The organism is Rhizobacter sp., assembly GCF_032229685.1.
Lineage (GTDB): Bacteria > Pseudomonadota > Gammaproteobacteria > Burkholderiales > Burkholderiaceae_C > LMDS01.
Genome location: NZ_JAVTWP010000010.1, coordinates 1 through 15,400 on the forward strand (window position 1 = coordinate 1; position 15,400 = coordinate 15,400).

16 protein-coding genes and 1 tRNA gene are annotated in these 15,400 nt (G+C 67.5%); 7 read left to right on the forward strand and 10 right to left on the reverse strand.

Annotated elements, in window-relative coordinates; translation table 11 throughout:
• The 6 genes from AC30PD_RS03605 to AC30PD_RS03630 form a co-directional block, all read right to left on the reverse strand.
• A partial coding sequence (locus AC30PD_RS03605) for an ATP cone domain-containing protein (protein ID WP_489534276.1) occupies window positions 1-244 on the reverse strand: 244 nt, incomplete at its 3' end.
• 378 nt (window positions 245-622) lie between these two features.
• Window positions 623-1,198, reverse strand: coding sequence for a 1,6-anhydro-N-acetylmuramyl-L-alanine amidase AmpD (ampD, locus tag AC30PD_RS03610; protein WP_489534277.1), 576 nt, complete (start codon window positions 1,196-1,198; stop codon window positions 623-625).
• A gap of 5 nt (window positions 1,199-1,203) precedes the next feature.
• Complete coding sequence (locus AC30PD_RS03615) at window positions 1,204-2,754, reverse strand: sigma-54-dependent transcriptional regulator (protein ID WP_489534278.1); 1,551 nt, start codon at window positions 2,752-2,754, stop codon at window positions 1,204-1,206.
• On the reverse strand, window positions 2,751-4,637 hold the full coding sequence (locus AC30PD_RS03620) for a sensor histidine kinase (RefSeq protein WP_489534279.1): 1,887 nt from the start codon (window positions 4,635-4,637) through the stop codon (window positions 2,751-2,753). The genes AC30PD_RS03615 and AC30PD_RS03620 overlap by 4 nt, the downstream gene beginning before the upstream one ends.
• Entirely contained in the window at window positions 4,634-4,882 is a 249-nt protein-coding gene (locus tag AC30PD_RS03625; protein WP_489534280.1) for a PP0621 family protein, read from the reverse strand. The genes AC30PD_RS03620 and AC30PD_RS03625 overlap by 4 nt, the downstream gene beginning before the upstream one ends.
• Before the next feature lie 12 nt (window positions 4,883-4,894).
• A complete protein-coding gene (locus AC30PD_RS03630) occupies window positions 4,895-5,728 on the reverse strand; it encodes a cytochrome C assembly family protein (protein ID WP_489534281.1) in 834 nt (277 codons plus the stop codon).
• Between the two features lie 50 nt (window positions 5,729-5,778).
• Between AC30PD_RS03630 and ffh the strand changes: the two genes are divergently transcribed.
• Window positions 5,779-7,155, forward strand: coding sequence for a signal recognition particle protein (ffh, locus tag AC30PD_RS03635; protein ID WP_489534282.1), 1,377 nt, complete (start codon window positions 5,779-5,781; stop codon window positions 7,153-7,155).
• A gap of 43 nt (window positions 7,156-7,198) precedes the next feature.
• The gene (locus AC30PD_RS03640; RefSeq protein WP_489534283.1) at window positions 7,199-7,900 is read left to right on the forward strand and encodes a DUF2726 domain-containing protein; all 702 of its coding nucleotides are present in this window, start codon (window positions 7,199-7,201) and stop codon (window positions 7,898-7,900) included.
• A gap of 18 nt (window positions 7,901-7,918) precedes the next feature.
• On the opposite strand, the gene ftsY is transcribed toward AC30PD_RS03640, so the two are convergent.
• Window positions 7,919-8,941, reverse strand: a complete 1,023-nt coding sequence (gene ftsY, locus AC30PD_RS03645) for a signal recognition particle-docking protein FtsY (protein WP_489534284.1) — start codon at window positions 8,939-8,941, stop codon at window positions 7,919-7,921.
• A gap of 94 nt (window positions 8,942-9,035) precedes the next feature.
• Between ftsY and AC30PD_RS03650 the strand changes: the two genes are divergently transcribed.
• Window positions 9,036-9,112 (forward strand) — tRNA-Met (locus AC30PD_RS03650).
• A gap of 110 nt (window positions 9,113-9,222) precedes the next feature.
• Complete coding sequence (maiA, locus tag AC30PD_RS03655) at window positions 9,223-9,900, forward strand: maleylacetoacetate isomerase (protein ID WP_489534285.1); 678 nt, start codon at window positions 9,223-9,225, stop codon at window positions 9,898-9,900.
• 8 nt (window positions 9,901-9,908) lie between these two features.
• Here the strand turns inward: maiA and AC30PD_RS03660 are convergent, their stop codons facing one another.
• Together AC30PD_RS03660 and AC30PD_RS03665 are read right to left on the reverse strand one after the other, a co-directional pair.
• Window positions 9,909-11,060 carry a zinc-binding dehydrogenase gene (locus tag AC30PD_RS03660; protein ID WP_489534286.1) on the reverse strand — a complete coding sequence of 384 codons (1,152 nt, stop codon included), beginning with the start codon at window positions 11,058-11,060 and terminating at the stop codon, window positions 9,909-9,911.
• Between the two features lie 91 nt (window positions 11,061-11,151).
• Complete coding sequence (locus tag AC30PD_RS03665; protein WP_489534287.1) at window positions 11,152-11,766, reverse strand: LysE family transporter; 615 nt, start codon at window positions 11,764-11,766, stop codon at window positions 11,152-11,154.
• Window positions 11,767-11,865: 99 nt separating this feature from the next.
• Between AC30PD_RS03665 and AC30PD_RS03670 the strand changes: the two genes are divergently transcribed.
• Together AC30PD_RS03670 and miaB are read left to right on the forward strand one after the other, a co-directional pair.
• The gene (locus AC30PD_RS03670; RefSeq protein ID WP_489534288.1) at window positions 11,866-12,246 is read left to right on the forward strand and encodes a hypothetical protein; all 381 of its coding nucleotides are present in this window, start codon (window positions 11,866-11,868) and stop codon (window positions 12,244-12,246) included.
• An 86-nt stretch (window positions 12,247-12,332) separates the two neighbouring features.
• Entirely contained in the window at window positions 12,333-13,673 is a 1,341-nt protein-coding gene (gene miaB / locus AC30PD_RS03675) for a tRNA (N6-isopentenyl adenosine(37)-C2)-methylthiotransferase MiaB (protein ID WP_489534573.1), read from the forward strand.
• A 10-nt stretch (window positions 13,674-13,683) separates the two neighbouring features.
• Here miaB and AC30PD_RS03680 read toward each other — a convergent pair whose 3' ends face one another.
• Window positions 13,684-13,965, reverse strand: coding sequence for a hypothetical protein (locus AC30PD_RS03680; protein WP_489534289.1), 282 nt, complete (start codon window positions 13,963-13,965; stop codon window positions 13,684-13,686).
• A gap of 124 nt (window positions 13,966-14,089) precedes the next feature.
• Between AC30PD_RS03680 and hemA the strand changes: the two genes are divergently transcribed.
• Window positions 14,090-15,373 (forward strand): glutamyl-tRNA reductase, encoded by a 1,284-nt coding sequence (gene hemA, locus AC30PD_RS03685; protein WP_489534290.1) that lies wholly within the window; start codon window positions 14,090-14,092, stop codon window positions 15,371-15,373.
• Window positions 15,374-15,400: the final 27 nt, after the last annotated feature.

Consider the following 15,400-nt stretch of genomic DNA (forward strand, 5'->3'; position numbering starts at 1 on the left):
CCACCGATTCGGTCAACCCGTCGACCGTCTCGCGCACGCTGGCCGACGCCGCGCCTTGAGTGCCGTGCACCGCGAGAAACGCCTTCATCAGTGCAACCGCGATCTTGTTCGGCTCGAACGACACGACCGCGCCGTTGCGGCGAATGATCTGGTAACCCTGATAGACCGAGGGCACGGGGTTCGCAGCAGCCATCGGACGAAGCGCAGCGGCAGTGGACGAGATCGCGGGAGAAACGGTTTGCATGGATGCCCTCTTGGGTTGGATACACCGCCGTGGTAGCGGGCTTGATCTGTTCTTGTTCTCGCGCCGTGCTTACGGGCGATGTGCAGTGAAATACCGGCCCGCGACCCGAGACTGCGGGCCTCGAACCGGCGCTTCACCGGAGCGCCGAAGGTGGCCGCACCGGGCGCCGCCTCGTGCAACGAAGCAGGGGGTGTCGGGCAGTCCGGGCGCGCTCATGGGATCGGCTTTTGGCACAGCGTTGACGTGCTGAAGCATAACACGGTCACACACTATATCTGGGGTCTCAGAGCGCAACAAGCACTAGCTGTAGCGTATGAACCCTGATGCGAAGCACACCACACTTCGTGAAGAAATTGCCTTGCCGGCACTGACGCGTGCTCAACCCGAAGCACGCACCTCGTCCGGAAAACACCGCTCGGGCCAGGCCAGTGCGGCCTTCAGCCGAGGCCATTCGAAACCCGGCCCGGGGTCCTGTTTGCGGCCCGGTGCGACGTGCTCGTGCCCGGCCAGCGCGCTGATCGGGTAGTGCCGCGCCAGCGCCTTCACCAGTGCCGCCAAGGCCTGGTACTGCGGCACCTCGAAGAGCCCGCCTTCCAGCCCCTCGAGTTCGACACCGATGGAGAAGTCGTTGCAGTCCGTGCGCCCTCTCCAACTCGATGCGCCGGCGTGCCAGGCCCGGTCGTCACATGAAACGAACTGCAACAGTCGGCCGTCGCGGCACACCAGAAAGTGAGAAGACACCTTCAAGCCGCGAATCTGCTCGAAGTAGGGATGAGCGCTCCAGTCGAGCCGGTTCGTGAACAGGCGCTCGATCGCGTCGCCACCGAACTCCCCCGGGGGCAAGCTGATGGAGTGGATCAGCACAAGCTCGACCGCCATGCCTGCCGGCCGCACGCCGAAGTTCGGCGACTCGCAACGCTCTGCTTTCTGCCACCAACCGCCCTGCCACCTCATCAGGCTCAATCGCGTTCGGGGCTGCCGGCGTCGCCGCCCACGTTGACGTTGAGGCGCGCCATGCGGTAGCGCATCTGGCGCAGTGACAGGCCCAGGCCCGCGCCCGCCGCGGTGCGGTTGAAACGGTGCTGCTCGAGCGCTCGCACCAGAATGTCGCGCTCGACGTCGTCGAGATAAGCCGCCAGGTCGTGCGGCAACGGCTCCTCGATCGGCAGCATCGGCGCCAATGCACGGGTGGCCTGCAGCACCTCGGCATCGGTCTGCCCCATGATTCGTTCGAGCTCGAGCGCCGCCGTGTCTGTGAACACCGACTCGGGCAGGCCCAGGTCGAAGACGTCGATCACCTCGCCGCCCGACAACGCCACCGCGCGGTGCAACAGGTTCTCGAGTTCGCGCACATTGCCCGGGAACGAATAACGTTCCAGGTGCACCAGCGCCTCGCGTGTCAGGCGCGCCGGGCTGGCCACACCGGCATCTTTGGCGATGCGCTCGAGCACACGTTCGCTGATCGAGGGCAGGTCTTCGAGGCGCTCGCGCAGCGGCGGCACACGGATCTGGATCACGTTCAGGCGGTAATAGAGATCCTGGCGGAAATTGCCGGACAGCACCTCCGCGCCCAGGTCTTTGTGGGTTGCACTGAGCAGGCGCACATTGACCGGCACTTCACTCACGGCGCCCACCGGCCGCACCGAACGCTCCTGGATCGCACGCAGCAGCTTCGACTGCATCGGCAACGGCAAGTCGCCGATCTCGTCGAGAAACAGCGTGCCGCCGCTGGCCGCCTGGAAGAACCCGGCGCGGTCTTCCATCGCTCCGGTGAACGCACCTTTGCGGTAGCCGAAGAACTCGGCCTCGAGCAGTTGCTCGGGGATCGCGCTGCAGTTGACGGCGATGAAAGGCTGGCCATTGCGCACGCTGACCTCGTGGATCGAGCGCGCCACCAGTTCCTTGCCGGTGCCCGATTCGCCATGCACCAGCACCGGCGCCATGCTGCGCGCCACTTTGTCGACCAGCGAGCGCACCTGTTCCATCGCCGTGGACTGGCCGGCCATGCGCTGCAGTGCCGCGCTGCCTGAAACCACTGCCGGCGCGGCCACCACGGGCCGCGGAGGGCGCGGCGCCACCACGCCGCCTTGCTCTGACGGCAGGGTCGCGGGGTCCATGGTCGGCACCACCACACTGCCGCGGCCGAGAGCCGAGGCGACCACCGCCCGAAACTGCTTCAGGTCGACCGGCTTGGTCAGGTAGTCGTAGGCGCCGGCCTTCAGTGCCTCGACCGCGTTCTCGGCCGAGCCGTAGGCGGTGATGACGATGGCCTTTTCGCGCCTGCCGCTCTCTTCGAGCCAGCGCAGCACGTCGATGCCGGTGCCGTCGGGCAGGCGCATGTCGGTGATGACGGCGCTGTAGGTGCGGTCCTTCAGGTGCAACAGCGCGTCTTGCACTGTGCCCGCCGTCTCGATGTCGTAGCCCTCGCGCAAAAGCGTGAGCTCGTAGAGAGTGCGAAGGTCGGGTTCGTCGTCAACGACCAGCAGACTGAAGTGCGAAGCGGTGGTCATGAGGTGAGGTGTTGGCGGGCTTCGGCGGGGGTGAGCGCTCGGCGCCGCATCTCGACGAAGAACTCGTTGCGCTGCGATTCGCCGGCGGCACGCAGCCGGTAGTCAAGGCTGGCACCGTAGCGTTCGCACAGTTCACGGCAAATATACAGGCCCAACCCGGTGCCACGGCTGCGGGTCGAGAAAAACGGCTCGAAGAGATAAGGCTCCACGTCGGGCGGAATCGGTGCGCCGTCGCTGGCCACGCTGAGAAAGGCCTGCGCTGCGTGCCGCGAGTCGAGCCGCAGGTGAATCGCCCCCGGCGACTGGCTGGCGTAGCGCCGCGCGTTGTCGAGCAGGTTGACGAGCACGCGGCGCAGGTGCTCGGCGTCGAACACCACACCGAGCGGCTCATCGGGCACCTCGATGCGCAGCACGCTGCCCTCACCCAGGCCCACCCCGGCCGCACGCGCCCACTCGGCGCACACCGCCACGACCTGAGCCGTGGCGTCGATGGCGCCGACTTCCTGCACCGCGCCCGGGGCCACCTCCATCACGTCGTCGACGATGCGCTTGAGGCGCTCGACGTTGTCGCTGACCATGCTCATCAGACGCTGCTGCGCCGGGTCGGCCACGTCTTCGAGCAGCAATGCGTTGGCCTGCGAGATGGCGGCCAGCGGGTTGCGGATCTCGTGCGCAATGCCGGCCGACATGCGCCCCATGGCGGCGAGTTTCTCCTGCCGGCTGCGCGCCTGCATGTTGCGAACATCCTCCAGGAAGAGCACGCAGAATTCTTCGGTCGCCTGCGGCTCGCGTTTGCGCGTGAAGCGGATGCGCGCGCGCAAGGTGCGCTGCAGGCCGGCCTCGAAACGCAGCACGACATCGCGCCCCGCTTCGGGCCACGAGGCTTCGACGAAGGCCCGTTCCACGGTACCGACCAGCGAGCCCCAGGCCTGCACCCCACGGAGCTGGAACGGCGCCGGCCGGCTCATGCCGCTGGGCGCGAGCAGCGCGCGCGCGGCCGGGTTGGCGGCGCGCACCCGGCCGCGCCGGTCGACGACAAGCACGCCTTCTTCCATCTCCTCGATCACGAGCCGGTTGAGTTGCGCCTGCTGGCGCGCCAATTCCATGCTGCCGCGGGCTGTCAGTTCTTCGCGGGCCAGGCGGCCAGCGAGTTCCCCGGCCAGCACCGTGATCACGAAAAACCCGCTGCCCGCCAGACCGGCCTGCGTGATCTGCAGCGCGCTGTCGCCGCCCGAGTAACGTGCCAGCCAGGCGGTGACGAGCAGGGCCAGCGTCACCGCCGCCGTGGTGGCCAGCGCCAGGATTCGCGGCGTCAGAACACCGGCCATCAGCACCGGCATCACCAGCAGCGCCAGGTAGTTGAGGCTCGCCACCGGCGCCAGCACGTGCAGCGCCATGAAGCACACCAGGTCGACGCCGATCGTCGCCACCCACTGCGGGCCACGCAGACGCACCAAGGCCGGCGGCCCCGCCGTCGGGCGGTAGCGCGGCAGCAGCCACAGGCTGATAGCCAGCGCGGCATACGCCACGCTGGTGACGATCACCGGGTAAGTGGGCCGTGAACCGAACAGCCCCGCCGCCCCCAACGTGGCGACCAGCGCCACGCCGAGCGCGGCACGCGCGGCAATAAAGGTGCGGTAGATGCGCTCGAACGCACTCGTGCCCGACTTGATGGCACGTGCCGCCTGACGCGAAAGAAAGCGCGAGTCCTTGGGAGGCGAGGCCGCCTGGTGCAGCCCGTTCGTGAAGTGCGATTCGTCGTCGGTCGCAGCTTCGTCATGAAGCTCGGTGTCGGACCCGAAAGCGCCGAACCACGACTCTTCGGCGACCACGGGCTTGCGACCGCTGGGCCGGTCCGAAGAGCGCCGCTCGGCCGTGTTCATGCCTCGGGGTGAGCGCGCTCGAACGCGGCGCGGTGCGCATCGCCGCAGAACACACCGCCTTTGCCGGGCAGCGCTTCATCGCGTGGCAGGTGCACGCCGCAATGGGCGCAGGCCAGCATCGGCTGCGGCTCGGCGGCCGGGTTCTGCGGCCGGGCGCCGGGTGGCGGGCCACGGCGGCCGCCCTGCCCGCGCCGCAACAACCACAGCAGAACGAACGCGGCGATCACGAACAGGAAGATCTTCATATCAGTGCGCGTTTATGCCGCGGACCCACGGTGCAGCAGCACCTCGAGCACGAAGCGCGAGCCAACGTAGGCCAACAACAGCAGCGCCGCGCCCGCATAGACCCAACGCGTGGCGGCCGGCCCACGCCAGCCGAAAGCCCTGCGCCCGGCCAGCAGGCCCGCGAACACGACCCAGCCGAGCATCGAGAACACGCTCTTGTGGTCCCAGCGCCAGGGGTTCGCAAACCACGCACCGAGCAACAGCGCGGCCGACAGCACTACGAAGCCCGCCGCCACGAAACGGAACGTCAATCGCTCGAGCCGCAGCAAGGGCATCCCCTTCATCGGCGTGGCGACAGCACCCGCCGCCGGCCGCATCTGGCGCTCGGCGCGGGCCAGCATCGCCGCATGCAGCACCGCCGCACCGAACAGGCCATAAGACGCGATGCCGAGCACCCAGTGCAAAGGCGCCCAGCGTGAAGCCACCTGCGGCCGAACTTCGCCTGGGAAGACCCACGCCAGCACGACGACGACGATGCCGAGCAGAGCCAGCGTGCGCCGCGCACCCGGCAAGGGCACGAATCGGCTTTCGACGACGTAGACCGCGAGCACGAGCCACAGCGTCATCGACAGCGCCGGGGCGAACCCGAAACGGGCCACCACCACGTCGCTGCCCAGCCCGGCGATGTCGACCACGATGGCGACCGCATGCGCGACCCAGCCCGTCAGCAATGCGCCACGCAATGCGCCACTGAAACGTTCGTTGAGCCCCACCGCCAGGGCATAGGCCAGCGCCGCCAGCAGGCTGGGCAGGCCCAGCGCCAGCGCGGCTGCGCTCGCAGCAGGGGTACCGAACGATAGAATCATGATGACAGTGTACTTTCGTGCCTGCGCTCTCAAGGCTCGTCCAACACCGAATGGCTTCCACCCTCACCGACCGCCTGAGTCGGCTCGTCAAGACGATGCGCGGCCAGGCCCGCATCACCGAAGACAACGTGCAGGACATGCTGCGCGAAGTGCGCATGGCGCTCCTCGAAGCCGACGTGGCGCTGCCGGTCGTGCGCGACTTCATCGCGCGGGTGAAAGACAAGGCGCTCGGCGCCGAGGTGGTGGGCTCGCTCACGCCTGGCCAGGCTCTGGTCGGCATCGTCAACCGCGAACTCGCGGCCACGATGGGCGAAGGCGTCTCCGACATCAACCTCGCCGCACAGCCGCCGGCCGTGATCCTGATGGCCGGGCTGCAAGGCGCCGGCAAGACCACGACGACCGCCAAGCTCGCCAAGCACCTGATCGAGAAGCGCAAGAAGAAGGTGCTGACGGTCTCGGCCGACGTCTACCGCCCGGCCGCGATCGAGCAGTTGAAGATGGTGACGAAGCAGGCCGGCGCCGAATGGTTCGCGTCGAGCGCTGAAGACAAGCCGCTGGCCATCGCGCTGGCCGCGCTCGACTACGCACGCAAGCACTACGTCGACGTGCTGCTCGTCGACACGGCCGGCCGCCTGGCCATCGATGCCGCGCTGATGCAGGAGATCACCGAACTGCACGCCGCCCTGAAGCCTGTCGAGACGCTGTTCGTCGTCGACGCCATGCAGGGGCAGGACGCGATCAACACCGCCAAAGCCTTCAAGGAAGCGCTGCCGCTCACCGGCATCGTGCTGACCAAGATGGACGGCGACTCGCGCGGCGGTGCAGCACTCTCGGTGCGGCAGATCACCGGCGCGCCGATCAAGTTCGCCGGCGTCAGCGAGAAGATCGACGGCCTCGAGGTGTTCGACGCGCAGCGCCACGCCGGCCGCGTGCTCGGCATGGGCGACATCGTCGGCCTCGTCGAAGAGGTGCAAAAAGGCGTCGACATGGCGGCGGCGCAGAAGCTCGTCGAGAAGGTCAAGTCGGGCGACACCTTCGACCTGAACGACTTCCTGTCGCAGATATCGCAGATGAAGAAGATGGGTGGCCTGTCGGGCCTGATGGACAAGCTGCCGAGCCAGATGACCGGCGGCAAGATGCCGGGCCAGGCCGACATGGACCGCGCCGAGCGCGATGTGCGCCGCATGGAAGGCATCATCTGCTCGATGACCCCGCTCGAACGCCGCAAGCCCGACCTGCTGAAAGCCACGCGCAAGCGCCGCATCGCCGTCGGCGCCGGCGTGCAGGTCCAGGACGTGAACCGCCTGCTCAATCAGTACGAGCAGATGCGCGACATGATGAAGAAGATGAAGGGCGGCGGCATGATGAAGATGATGAAACGCATGGGTGGCATGAAAGGCATGGGCGGCCCCGGAGGCATGCGCTGACAGGCGCACGTCGGTCAATGCCCCACAAGGGCAAGGAGAAGTGATGGATTTCTGGCTGATTGGGCTTCTGGTCGTTCTGGCCGCCCTGGTGGGTGTGTGGTGGCTGCGCCGGCGCGAGTCGGGCGGCGTGCGCGAGGCCGCCGCGGAAGATCGCATCGACACGCTGACGGGCTGGCCGCCGCAGGCCACGCGCGTGATGACCACGCCCGAGCGCATCGCTTTCGGCACGCTGGTTCGGGCGCTGCCCGAGTACATGATCCTGGCGCAGGTGCCGCTCTCGCGCTTCTTGAGCGTGCCCAAGCGCAACTCGTATTCCGACTGGCTGCGCCGGCTCGGTTACCAGAGCGTTGACTTCGTGGTATGCGACATGACCTCGCAGGTCATCGCGGTGATCGAGATCCAGGGCGCCGACAACCGCAACAGCGAACGCGCGCGCAAGCGCCTGTCACGCATCGGCCGTTCGCTCAAGGCCGCTGCGATCCCGATGCACGTGTGGACTGAAAACGTGTTGCCCTCGGTCGATGCCGCTCGCGAGGCGATCTTGCCGCGGCCGACCGCCACGGCCACCGATGCGCCGCCGGTGCAGTCGCCGCTCAGCGGCCCGGCATCGATGGCCTTGGGCAAGTCGAACGACCTGTTCCTGGACACCGACCAGAACCCGGTCCGCGACGACCAGATCGAGGCCCCGCCGTCGACCTGGTTCGACGAGTTCGATTCCGGGCCCACACCGCTGCAAAAGCGCTGAACGGGCGCGCGGCCGGGTTCAGGCCAGCAGTGCCTGCGCGAACTCGCGCGCACTGAAAGTCTGCAGGTCTTCGAGCTTCTCGCCCACGCCGATGAAGTAGACCGGCAGCGGCCGGCCACCGCCACGCACCCGCTCGCGCGACCACAGCGCCACCGCTGCGAGCACGCCGCCCTTCGCCGTGCCGTCGAGCTTGGTGATGACCAACCCGGTCAGTTGCAAGGCCTCGTCGAAGGCCTTCACCTGCATCAGCGCGTTCTGCCCGGTGTTGCCGTCGACCACCAGCAGCACCTCGTGCGGCGCATCGTTCTGCGCCTTGGTGATGACGCGGCGAATCTTCTTCAGCTCTTCCATCAGGTGCAACTGGGTCGTGAGCCGGCCGGCCGTGTCGGCGATGACGACGTCACAGCCGCGCGCCTTGCCGGCGACGACCGCGTCGAAGGTCACGGCCGCCGGGTCGCCATCTTCCTGGCTCACGATCTCGACCTGGTTGCGCCCGGCCCACACCGCGAGTTGCTCGCGGGCCGCAGCGCGGAAGGTGTCGGCCGCGGCAAGCAACACTTTCTTGTGGGCATCGGCCAGGTGGCGCGTCAGCTTGCCGATGCTCGTCGTCTTGCCCGCACCGTTGACGCCGACGACCATGATCACCGTCGGCCGGTGTTCGCCCACACGCAGCGCCTGTTCCAGCGGTGCCAGCAAGTCGGCCAGCGCGTCGGCGAGCAGACCCTTCACGGCCTGCGGGTCGGTGACCTTGGCTTCCTTGACACGGCGTTTCAGGTCGATGAGCAAGAACTCGGTGGCCATGACGCCGGCGTCGGCCATCAGCAGCGCCGACTCCAGTTCTTCATAGAGCGAGTCGTCGATCTGCGTGCCGGTGAACACCTGCGCGATGCTGGAGCCGGTCTTGCGCAAGCCACCGCGCAGCTTGTCGATCCAGCTGCGGCGCTCGGGTTCGGGCGCGGCCGCCACCTCGACAACGGGCAAGGGCGCAGCCGCGGAAGGCGCCGCTTCGGGAGCCGGCTTTTTCTTGAAGAAGCTGAACATGCTGGGAGTTTCGATCCGGGCGATGGAGGTCAAGCCACCGGAAACTGCGATGCCGTTTCACGGCGGGCAAAGCGGCGATATAATGGAGGGCTCAGGCGCTTTAGCTCAGTCGGTTAGAGCGACGGAATCATAATCCGCAGGTCCGGGGTTCGAATCCCTGAAGCGCCACCACCGTTCAACGAAGCCCTGCAGGCCACCGTCTGCAGGGCTTTTTGTCGTCTGGGGCATCTCCGTGCCAGGCCTTGCCCTATCCTGATCGAAAACCGGCATCAGGATCCCTCATGAACGCTCCCGCCCGCTTCGAGCTCTATTCGTTCTGGCGCACCTCGGCCACCTACCGCGTGCGGGTGGCCTTCAACCTGAAAGGCGTGCAGCCGCACGAGCGCAACGTCAACATCGACGCCGGCGAGCAGCGCAGCGAGGCGTTCCTGAAGATCAACCCGCTCGGCGCGATTCCGGCCCTGCTCGACAACGAGGCCGGCGCCAACGCCGTGCCCATGACCCAGTCGCTCGCGATCCTCGAGTTCCTCGACGAAACCTACCCGAGCCCCGCGCTCCTGCCCAGCGACCCGCATGGCCGCGCCCGCGTGCGCTCGCTGGCCGCGATGCTCGTGGCCGACACCCACCCGCTGATCACGCCGCGCATCAAGAAATACCTGACGACCACCGGCGGCTTCGACGACGCGGCTTGGCGGGCCTGGCAGATCCAGTGGTTCACCACCGGCCTGCAGGCCTTCGAGCAGCGGCTCGCGAGCGAACCAGGGACCGGAACGTACTGCCACGGCGAATCGGTGACGCTGGCCGACATTTGCCTCGCCAGCATCATCGTCGTGATGCGCGTGTTCAAGATCGAGGTGGCGAACATCCCGACCGTCACCCGCATCATGGCAAGCTGCGAACAGCTCGAAGCCTTCGCGAAGGCCGCGCCCGCGCGTCAGCACGGCGCGCCGCAGCCCTGAGGCGTCGTTCAGCCCAGGCCCTTGTTCGGGTTGATCAGGAACTTCACGCCCGTGGCGCGCTGCCCGTAGACCGCGATCATCTCGGGTTGCAGCACTTCGGCGAGTGACACCTCCTTCGCGTAGTGGCTCGCGAAGGTCGTCTTGAGTTCGGCCGCGACCCGCTGCTTCAGTACCTGAGCAGCAGCCGGCCCGATCTTCTGCAGGAACGGGAACAGCAGCCAGCCACCCATGCCCCAGGTCATGCCGAAATTGCGGTTGAACTCGGTCGGGCCGGTGTCCAGACCGCCGTAGATGTAAACCTGCTTGTGCGTCGTCGAACCGTAGCGGCTGTATTCCTTGGCCGTGCGGTTCAGCGCCGCTTCCATGCAGCCGAGGATCTGCCCGGCGAGCTTGCCGCCGCCGGTGGCGTCGAACGCGATCGTCGCGCCGGTGGCCACGAGGGCATCGGTCAGGTCTTGCAGAAAGGTCGGCGTGCCGGCGATGCACACGTGGGCCGCACCCATCGCCTTCAGCAGATCGGCCTGTTCCTGCTTGCGCACGATGTTGACCAGCGCCACGCCGTCGGCCTGGCAGATGCGGTTGAGCATCTGCCCGAGGTTCGAGGCCGCCGCCGTGTGCACGAGCGCCGTGTGGCCTTCGCGCCGCATCGTCTCGACCATGCCGAGCGCGGTGAGCGGGTTGACGAACGACGAGGCGCCGTCGGCCGGTGTGGCGCCCGCCGGCAGCACGAGGCACTGGTCGGCCGCGATGCAGCGGTACTGCGCGTACATCGCGCCGCCGAGCACGGCCACGGTCTTGCCCAGCAGCGCCCGCGCCGCGTCTGACGAGCCCGCCGCGACCACCACGCCCGCCCCTTCGTTGCCGACCGGCATCGACGCCTCCATGCGGCCGGCCATCGCTTTCATCGCGCCGTCCGGAATGCGTGCGGTGACCACCGGTTGTTCGGGCGAACCCGAGGCTTTCACCGTGTTCATGTCGGCCGCGCCGAACAGCAGGCCCAGATCCGACGGGTTGATCGGCGACGCTTCGATGCGCACGAGCACCTCGTTCGCACTCGGCACGGGCACGGGCACGCTGGCGAGCGACACCTCGAGCTCACCACTTTGTTTGACGAGTGAGCGCAACTGCAGCGCAGTGGCGGGGATGTGGTTCTGGCTCATGCCTTGTCTCCGTAAGTCTGTCGCGCGGAGTGTAGGCCGCACCGGCACAAGCTGCTGTCAAGCGGCCATGCCCGCCCCGCGCCGATGCGACCTACTTGGACAGCGCGAGCTTGATGCCGAAACCGATCAGGAACACGCCCGCCAGCTTTTGCAGCGCGCTCGACACCACCGGGTTCGCGCGCATGCGCTCGGCCAGAAAGTGCGTGAGCGCCACGACGATCAGGCCGTAGGCCAGCGTCAGCACGGCGATCGTGAGCGCCATCGCACCGAAGGTCAGCACGCCCTGGTGCCGAAGCGGGTCGACGAACAGCGGAAAGAACGCCATGTAGAAAACGATCGCCTTCGGGTTCAGCAAGGTGATGAGCAAGGCCTGCCTGAAATAGTGGCGCGGCTGGATGTTGAGCACCGGCGCGTCGCCGGGCTTGGCCAGCAGCATCTTCGCGCCGAGCCAGGCAAGGTAGACGGCACCGAGCCACTGCACGGCGCGGAACGCCGGCGGCCAGGCGCTCAGCAGCGCCGCCACGCCGGCCACGGCCATCCACATCAACACCTGGTCGCCGGCGATCAGGCCCAGCGTGGCGGCCACTCCGCCGCGAACGCCACCTTTGCCGGTGGAGGTGATCAGCGCCAGGTTGCCCGGCCCGGGGATCAAGAGAAAGACGATGACCGCGGCCACGAACGCGGCGTAGTCGGCAATTCCGAACATGAGGCTGCTCCCGTCGAGCCAAAGCGCGATGCTACGCGAGGCACGCTGCGTTAAACTGCGCCGCCTTTCGACCCCCTCTACAGCCACTGGATGAACACCATGTACCGCTGTCTCTTCGCCGCCGTTGCCACGGCCGCCCTGGTGGCGCCTGCCGCTGCGCAGATGCAACGCCACTTCCCTGCCACCGCGCTGCGCGGCGTGATCGTCGTGGGCAGCAGCTCCGACATCAAGCTCAACGGCCGCGCGGCCCAGTTCGCCCCGGGCGTGCGCGTGCGCGACCAGAACAACATGATCCAGCTGACCGGCGCGCTCGCCGGCCAGCGATTGCGCGTGAACTACACCATCGACACCAGCGGCTTGGTGAAAGACGTGTGGGTGCTGCGCCCCGAAGAAGAAGCGATGTGGCCCTGGCCCACCACGCCCGAGCAGGCCCAGAGCTGGTCGTTCGACCACGGCGCGCAAGTCTGGACCAAGCCGTGAGCGCGGCGGACGTCACGGGCCCGAGCGCTCGGCCGCCCGGAGCCGGGCCCGATCCCCTCGGGGCCTCATCAGGCAAGAAGGTCTTCATCAAGACCTTCGGCTGCCAGATGAACGAGTACGACTCCGACAAGATGGCCGACGTGATGCGCGCGGCGCAGGGCTACGAGCCGACCTCGAACGTCGACGACGCCGACCTGATCCTGTTCAACACCTGCTCGGTGCGCGAGAAGGCGCAAGAGAAAGTCTTCAGCGACCTCGGCCGCGTGAAACACCTGAAGGCCAAGGGCGTGCTGATCGGTGTGGGCGGTTGTGTCGCAAGCCAGGAAGGCGACGCGATCATCCAGCGCGCGCCGTATGTCGATGTGGTGTTCGGCCCGCAGACTCTGCACCGCCTGCCCGAGCTGCTGAACCAACGCGCAAAGCAGATGCGCCCGCAGGTCGACATCAGCTTTCCCGAGATCGAGAAGTTCGATCACCTGCCGCCGGCGCGCGTCGAGGGCGCGAGCGCCTTCGTCTCGATCATGGAAGGCTGCTCGAAGTACTGCAGCTACTGCGTCGTGCCGTACACACGCGGTGAAGAAGTGTCGCGGCCGTTCGACGACGTGCTGGTCGAAGTGGCGAACCTCGCGGAACAGGGTGTGCGCGAGGTGACGCTGCTGGGCCAGAACGTGAACGCCTACCGCGGCGCCATGGGTCGCGGCGCCGACATCGCCGACTTTGCCTTGTTGATCGAGGCCGTGGCCGCCATTCCCGGCATCGCCCGCATCCGCTACACCACGAGCCACCCGAACGAGTTCACGCAGCGCCTGATCGACGTCTACGCGCGAGTGCCTCAGCTCGTGAGCCACCTGCACCTGCCGGTGCAGCACGGCAGCGACCGCATCCTGATGGCGATGAAGCGTGGCTACACCGCCATGGAGTACAAGAGCACGATCCGCAAGCTGCGTGCGGTGCGGCCCGACATCTGCCTGTCGAGCGATTTCATCGTCGGCTTCCCCGGCGAAACCGAGGCCGACTTCGGGCAGATGATGAAGCTCATCGACGACGTAGGCTTCGACTACAGCTTCAGCTTCGTGTTCAGCCCGCGGCCCGGCACGCCGGCGGCCAACCTGCGTGACGACACGCCGCAGAGCGACAAGCTCAAGCGCCTGCACCACCTGCAGAAGGTGATCGACGACAGCGCGCGGCGCATCAGCGAATCGCGCCTGGGCACGGTTCAGAAGCTGCTGGTCGAAGGCCCCTCACGCAAGGACCCGAGCGAGCTGACCGGCCGCACCGAGTGCAACCGCATGGTCAACTTTCCCGGTGGGCCGAACGCGGCACGGCTGGTCGGGCAGATGGTCGACGTGACGATCACCGGCCTGAACTCGCATTCGCTGCGAGGTGAAGTGCTGCAACCCGAACCAGAAGCGGCGTTGGCGGTCTGAGCCCGAACCCTCAGCGCCGGCGCGGCCCGAAACCGGCCCACCAGACGCCGAGCGCGCAGGCCAGCACCATCGCGCCGTAGGTCAGCATCTTGCCGTCGCTGCCGAACACGATCAGCCCGGCCAGCAAGGCCAGCGCCGATGCGGCCATGGCCCAGCCGCCCAGCCGCTTCAGGCTCGCGCCCTGGAGGCTCCGACGCCACAGCAGCTTGGCCATCAATGCCGTCAGCAGGCCCACGCCGACCGCCGGCGCGAAGAAGTTCAACAGGTGCCACAAGGCATCGATCGGGCCCACGCGGGAGATCCTTTGATGAGGCGGAATGGGTGGCCGACACAAGGCCTTGATACGGATCAAGCGCCTTGCGAGGCTTTTGACACTCCGACACCCCTGCGGAGCCGACGAATTTTATAATCTGGCAATGAGCGTCTTTGCCCTGGGCCTGAACCACACGACCGCGCCGCTGGACTTGCGCGGCCGGTTTGCGTTCACACCCGAGCAACTCGCGCCCACATTGCAGGGCTTTCGCGAGCGTCTGCAGCGGGCGAGCGAGGTCGCGATCGTCTCGACCTGCAACCGCACCGAGGTGTACGTGGGCGCGGCCCCCGCGCTTGTCACGCCGGCGGTCGACTGGCTCGCCGGGCTGGGCGGCGTGAGTTCGCAGACGCTGCGTGACCATTCCTACGTGCTCGAAGGCGGGGCCGCGGCCCGGCACGCCTTCCGCGTGGCCAGCGGGCTCGACTCGATGGTGCTGGGCGAGCCGCAGATCCTGGGCCAGTTCAAGCAGGCGGTGCGTGAAGCGGAAACCGCCGGCACGCTGGGCGGCAGCCTGCACCAGATGTTCCAGCGTTCTTTCGCCGTGGCGAAAGAAGTGCGCACCTCGACCGAGATCGGCGCGCATTCGATCAGCATGGCCGCCGCGGCCGCGCGCCTGGCTTCGCAGTTGTTCGAAGACCTGAGCGAAACCAAGGTGCTGTTCGTCGGAGCGGGCGAGATGATCGAACTCGTCGCCACCCACTTCGCAGCTCGCACCCCGCGCGCGATGGCGGTGGCCAACCGCACGCTCGAGCGCGGCGAAAAGCTCGCTTCGCGCTTCGGCGCAGAAGCCATGCGCATGGCCGACCTGCCAGCCAGACTGGCCGAGTTCGACATCGTGATCTCGTGCACCGCGAGCTCGCTGCCGATCATCGGCCTGGGCGCGGTCGAGCGCGCGCTGAAGCTGCGCAAGAAGCGCCCGATCTTCATGGTCGACCTGGCCGTTCCACGCGACATCGAACCCGAAGTGGCGCGGCTGCACGACGTGTACCTCTACACCGTCGACGACTTGTCGGGCCTGGTGCAGTCGGCCGGCGAAAAGCGCCAGGCCGCTGTCGAGCAGGCCGAAGCGATCATCGAAACCGGCGTGCAGAGTTTCGTGCACTGGCTCGACCAGCGCGGCTCGGTGCCGCTGATCCAGGCCTTGCACTCGCAGGCCGACGACTGGCGCAGCACCGAGATCGCGCGGGCGCGCAAGATGCTCGCCAAGGGCGAGAACGTCGACGCGGTGCTCGAAGCGCTGTCGCGCGGGCTGATGCAGAAGATGCTGCACGGCACGCTGGCCGAGCTGCACTCGGCTGACGGTGCCCACCGCGCCGAACTGGCTCAGACCGTGTCGCGCCTCTTCCTGCGCCAGAACCCGCGCCCGCCGACCGACGACCAGCGTTAGCGGCGGCGCAGCACTCCGCGTTTCCGC

Excerpts from the sequence above, each read along its gene's own strand:
- ampD (WP_489534277.1), bottom strand. The coding sequence starts at position 1,198 with ATGAGGTGGCAGGGCGGTTGGTGGCAGAAAGCAGAGCGTTGCGAGTCG.
- AC30PD_RS03615 (WP_489534278.1), bottom strand. The coding sequence starts at position 2,754 with ATGACCACCGCTTCGCACTTCAGTCTGCTGGTCGTTGACGACGAACCC.
- AC30PD_RS03620 (WP_489534279.1), bottom strand. The coding sequence starts at position 4,637 with ATGAACACGGCCGAGCGGCGCTCTTCGGACCGGCCCAGCGGTCGCAAG.
- AC30PD_RS03625 (WP_489534280.1), bottom strand. The coding sequence starts at position 4,882 with ATGAAGATCTTCCTGTTCGTGATCGCCGCGTTCGTTCTGCTGTGGTTG.
- AC30PD_RS03630 (WP_489534281.1), bottom strand. The coding sequence starts at position 5,728 with ATGATTCTATCGTTCGGTACCCCTGCTGCGAGCGCAGCCGCGCTGGCG.
- ffh (WP_489534282.1), top strand. The coding sequence starts at position 5,779 with ATGGCTTCCACCCTCACCGACCGCCTGAGTCGGCTCGTCAAGACGATG.
- AC30PD_RS03640 (WP_489534283.1), top strand. The coding sequence starts at position 7,199 with ATGGATTTCTGGCTGATTGGGCTTCTGGTCGTTCTGGCCGCCCTGGTG.
- ftsY (WP_489534284.1), bottom strand. The coding sequence starts at position 8,941 with ATGTTCAGCTTCTTCAAGAAAAAGCCGGCTCCCGAAGCGGCGCCTTCC.
- maiA (WP_489534285.1), top strand. The coding sequence starts at position 9,223 with ATGAACGCTCCCGCCCGCTTCGAGCTCTATTCGTTCTGGCGCACCTCG.
- AC30PD_RS03660 (WP_489534286.1), bottom strand. The coding sequence starts at position 11,060 with ATGAGCCAGAACCACATCCCCGCCACTGCGCTGCAGTTGCGCTCACTC.
- AC30PD_RS03665 (WP_489534287.1), bottom strand. The coding sequence starts at position 11,766 with ATGTTCGGAATTGCCGACTACGCCGCGTTCGTGGCCGCGGTCATCGTC.
- AC30PD_RS03670 (WP_489534288.1), top strand. The coding sequence starts at position 11,866 with ATGTACCGCTGTCTCTTCGCCGCCGTTGCCACGGCCGCCCTGGTGGCG.
- hemA (WP_489534290.1), top strand. The coding sequence starts at position 14,090 with ATGAGCGTCTTTGCCCTGGGCCTGAACCACACGACCGCGCCGCTGGAC.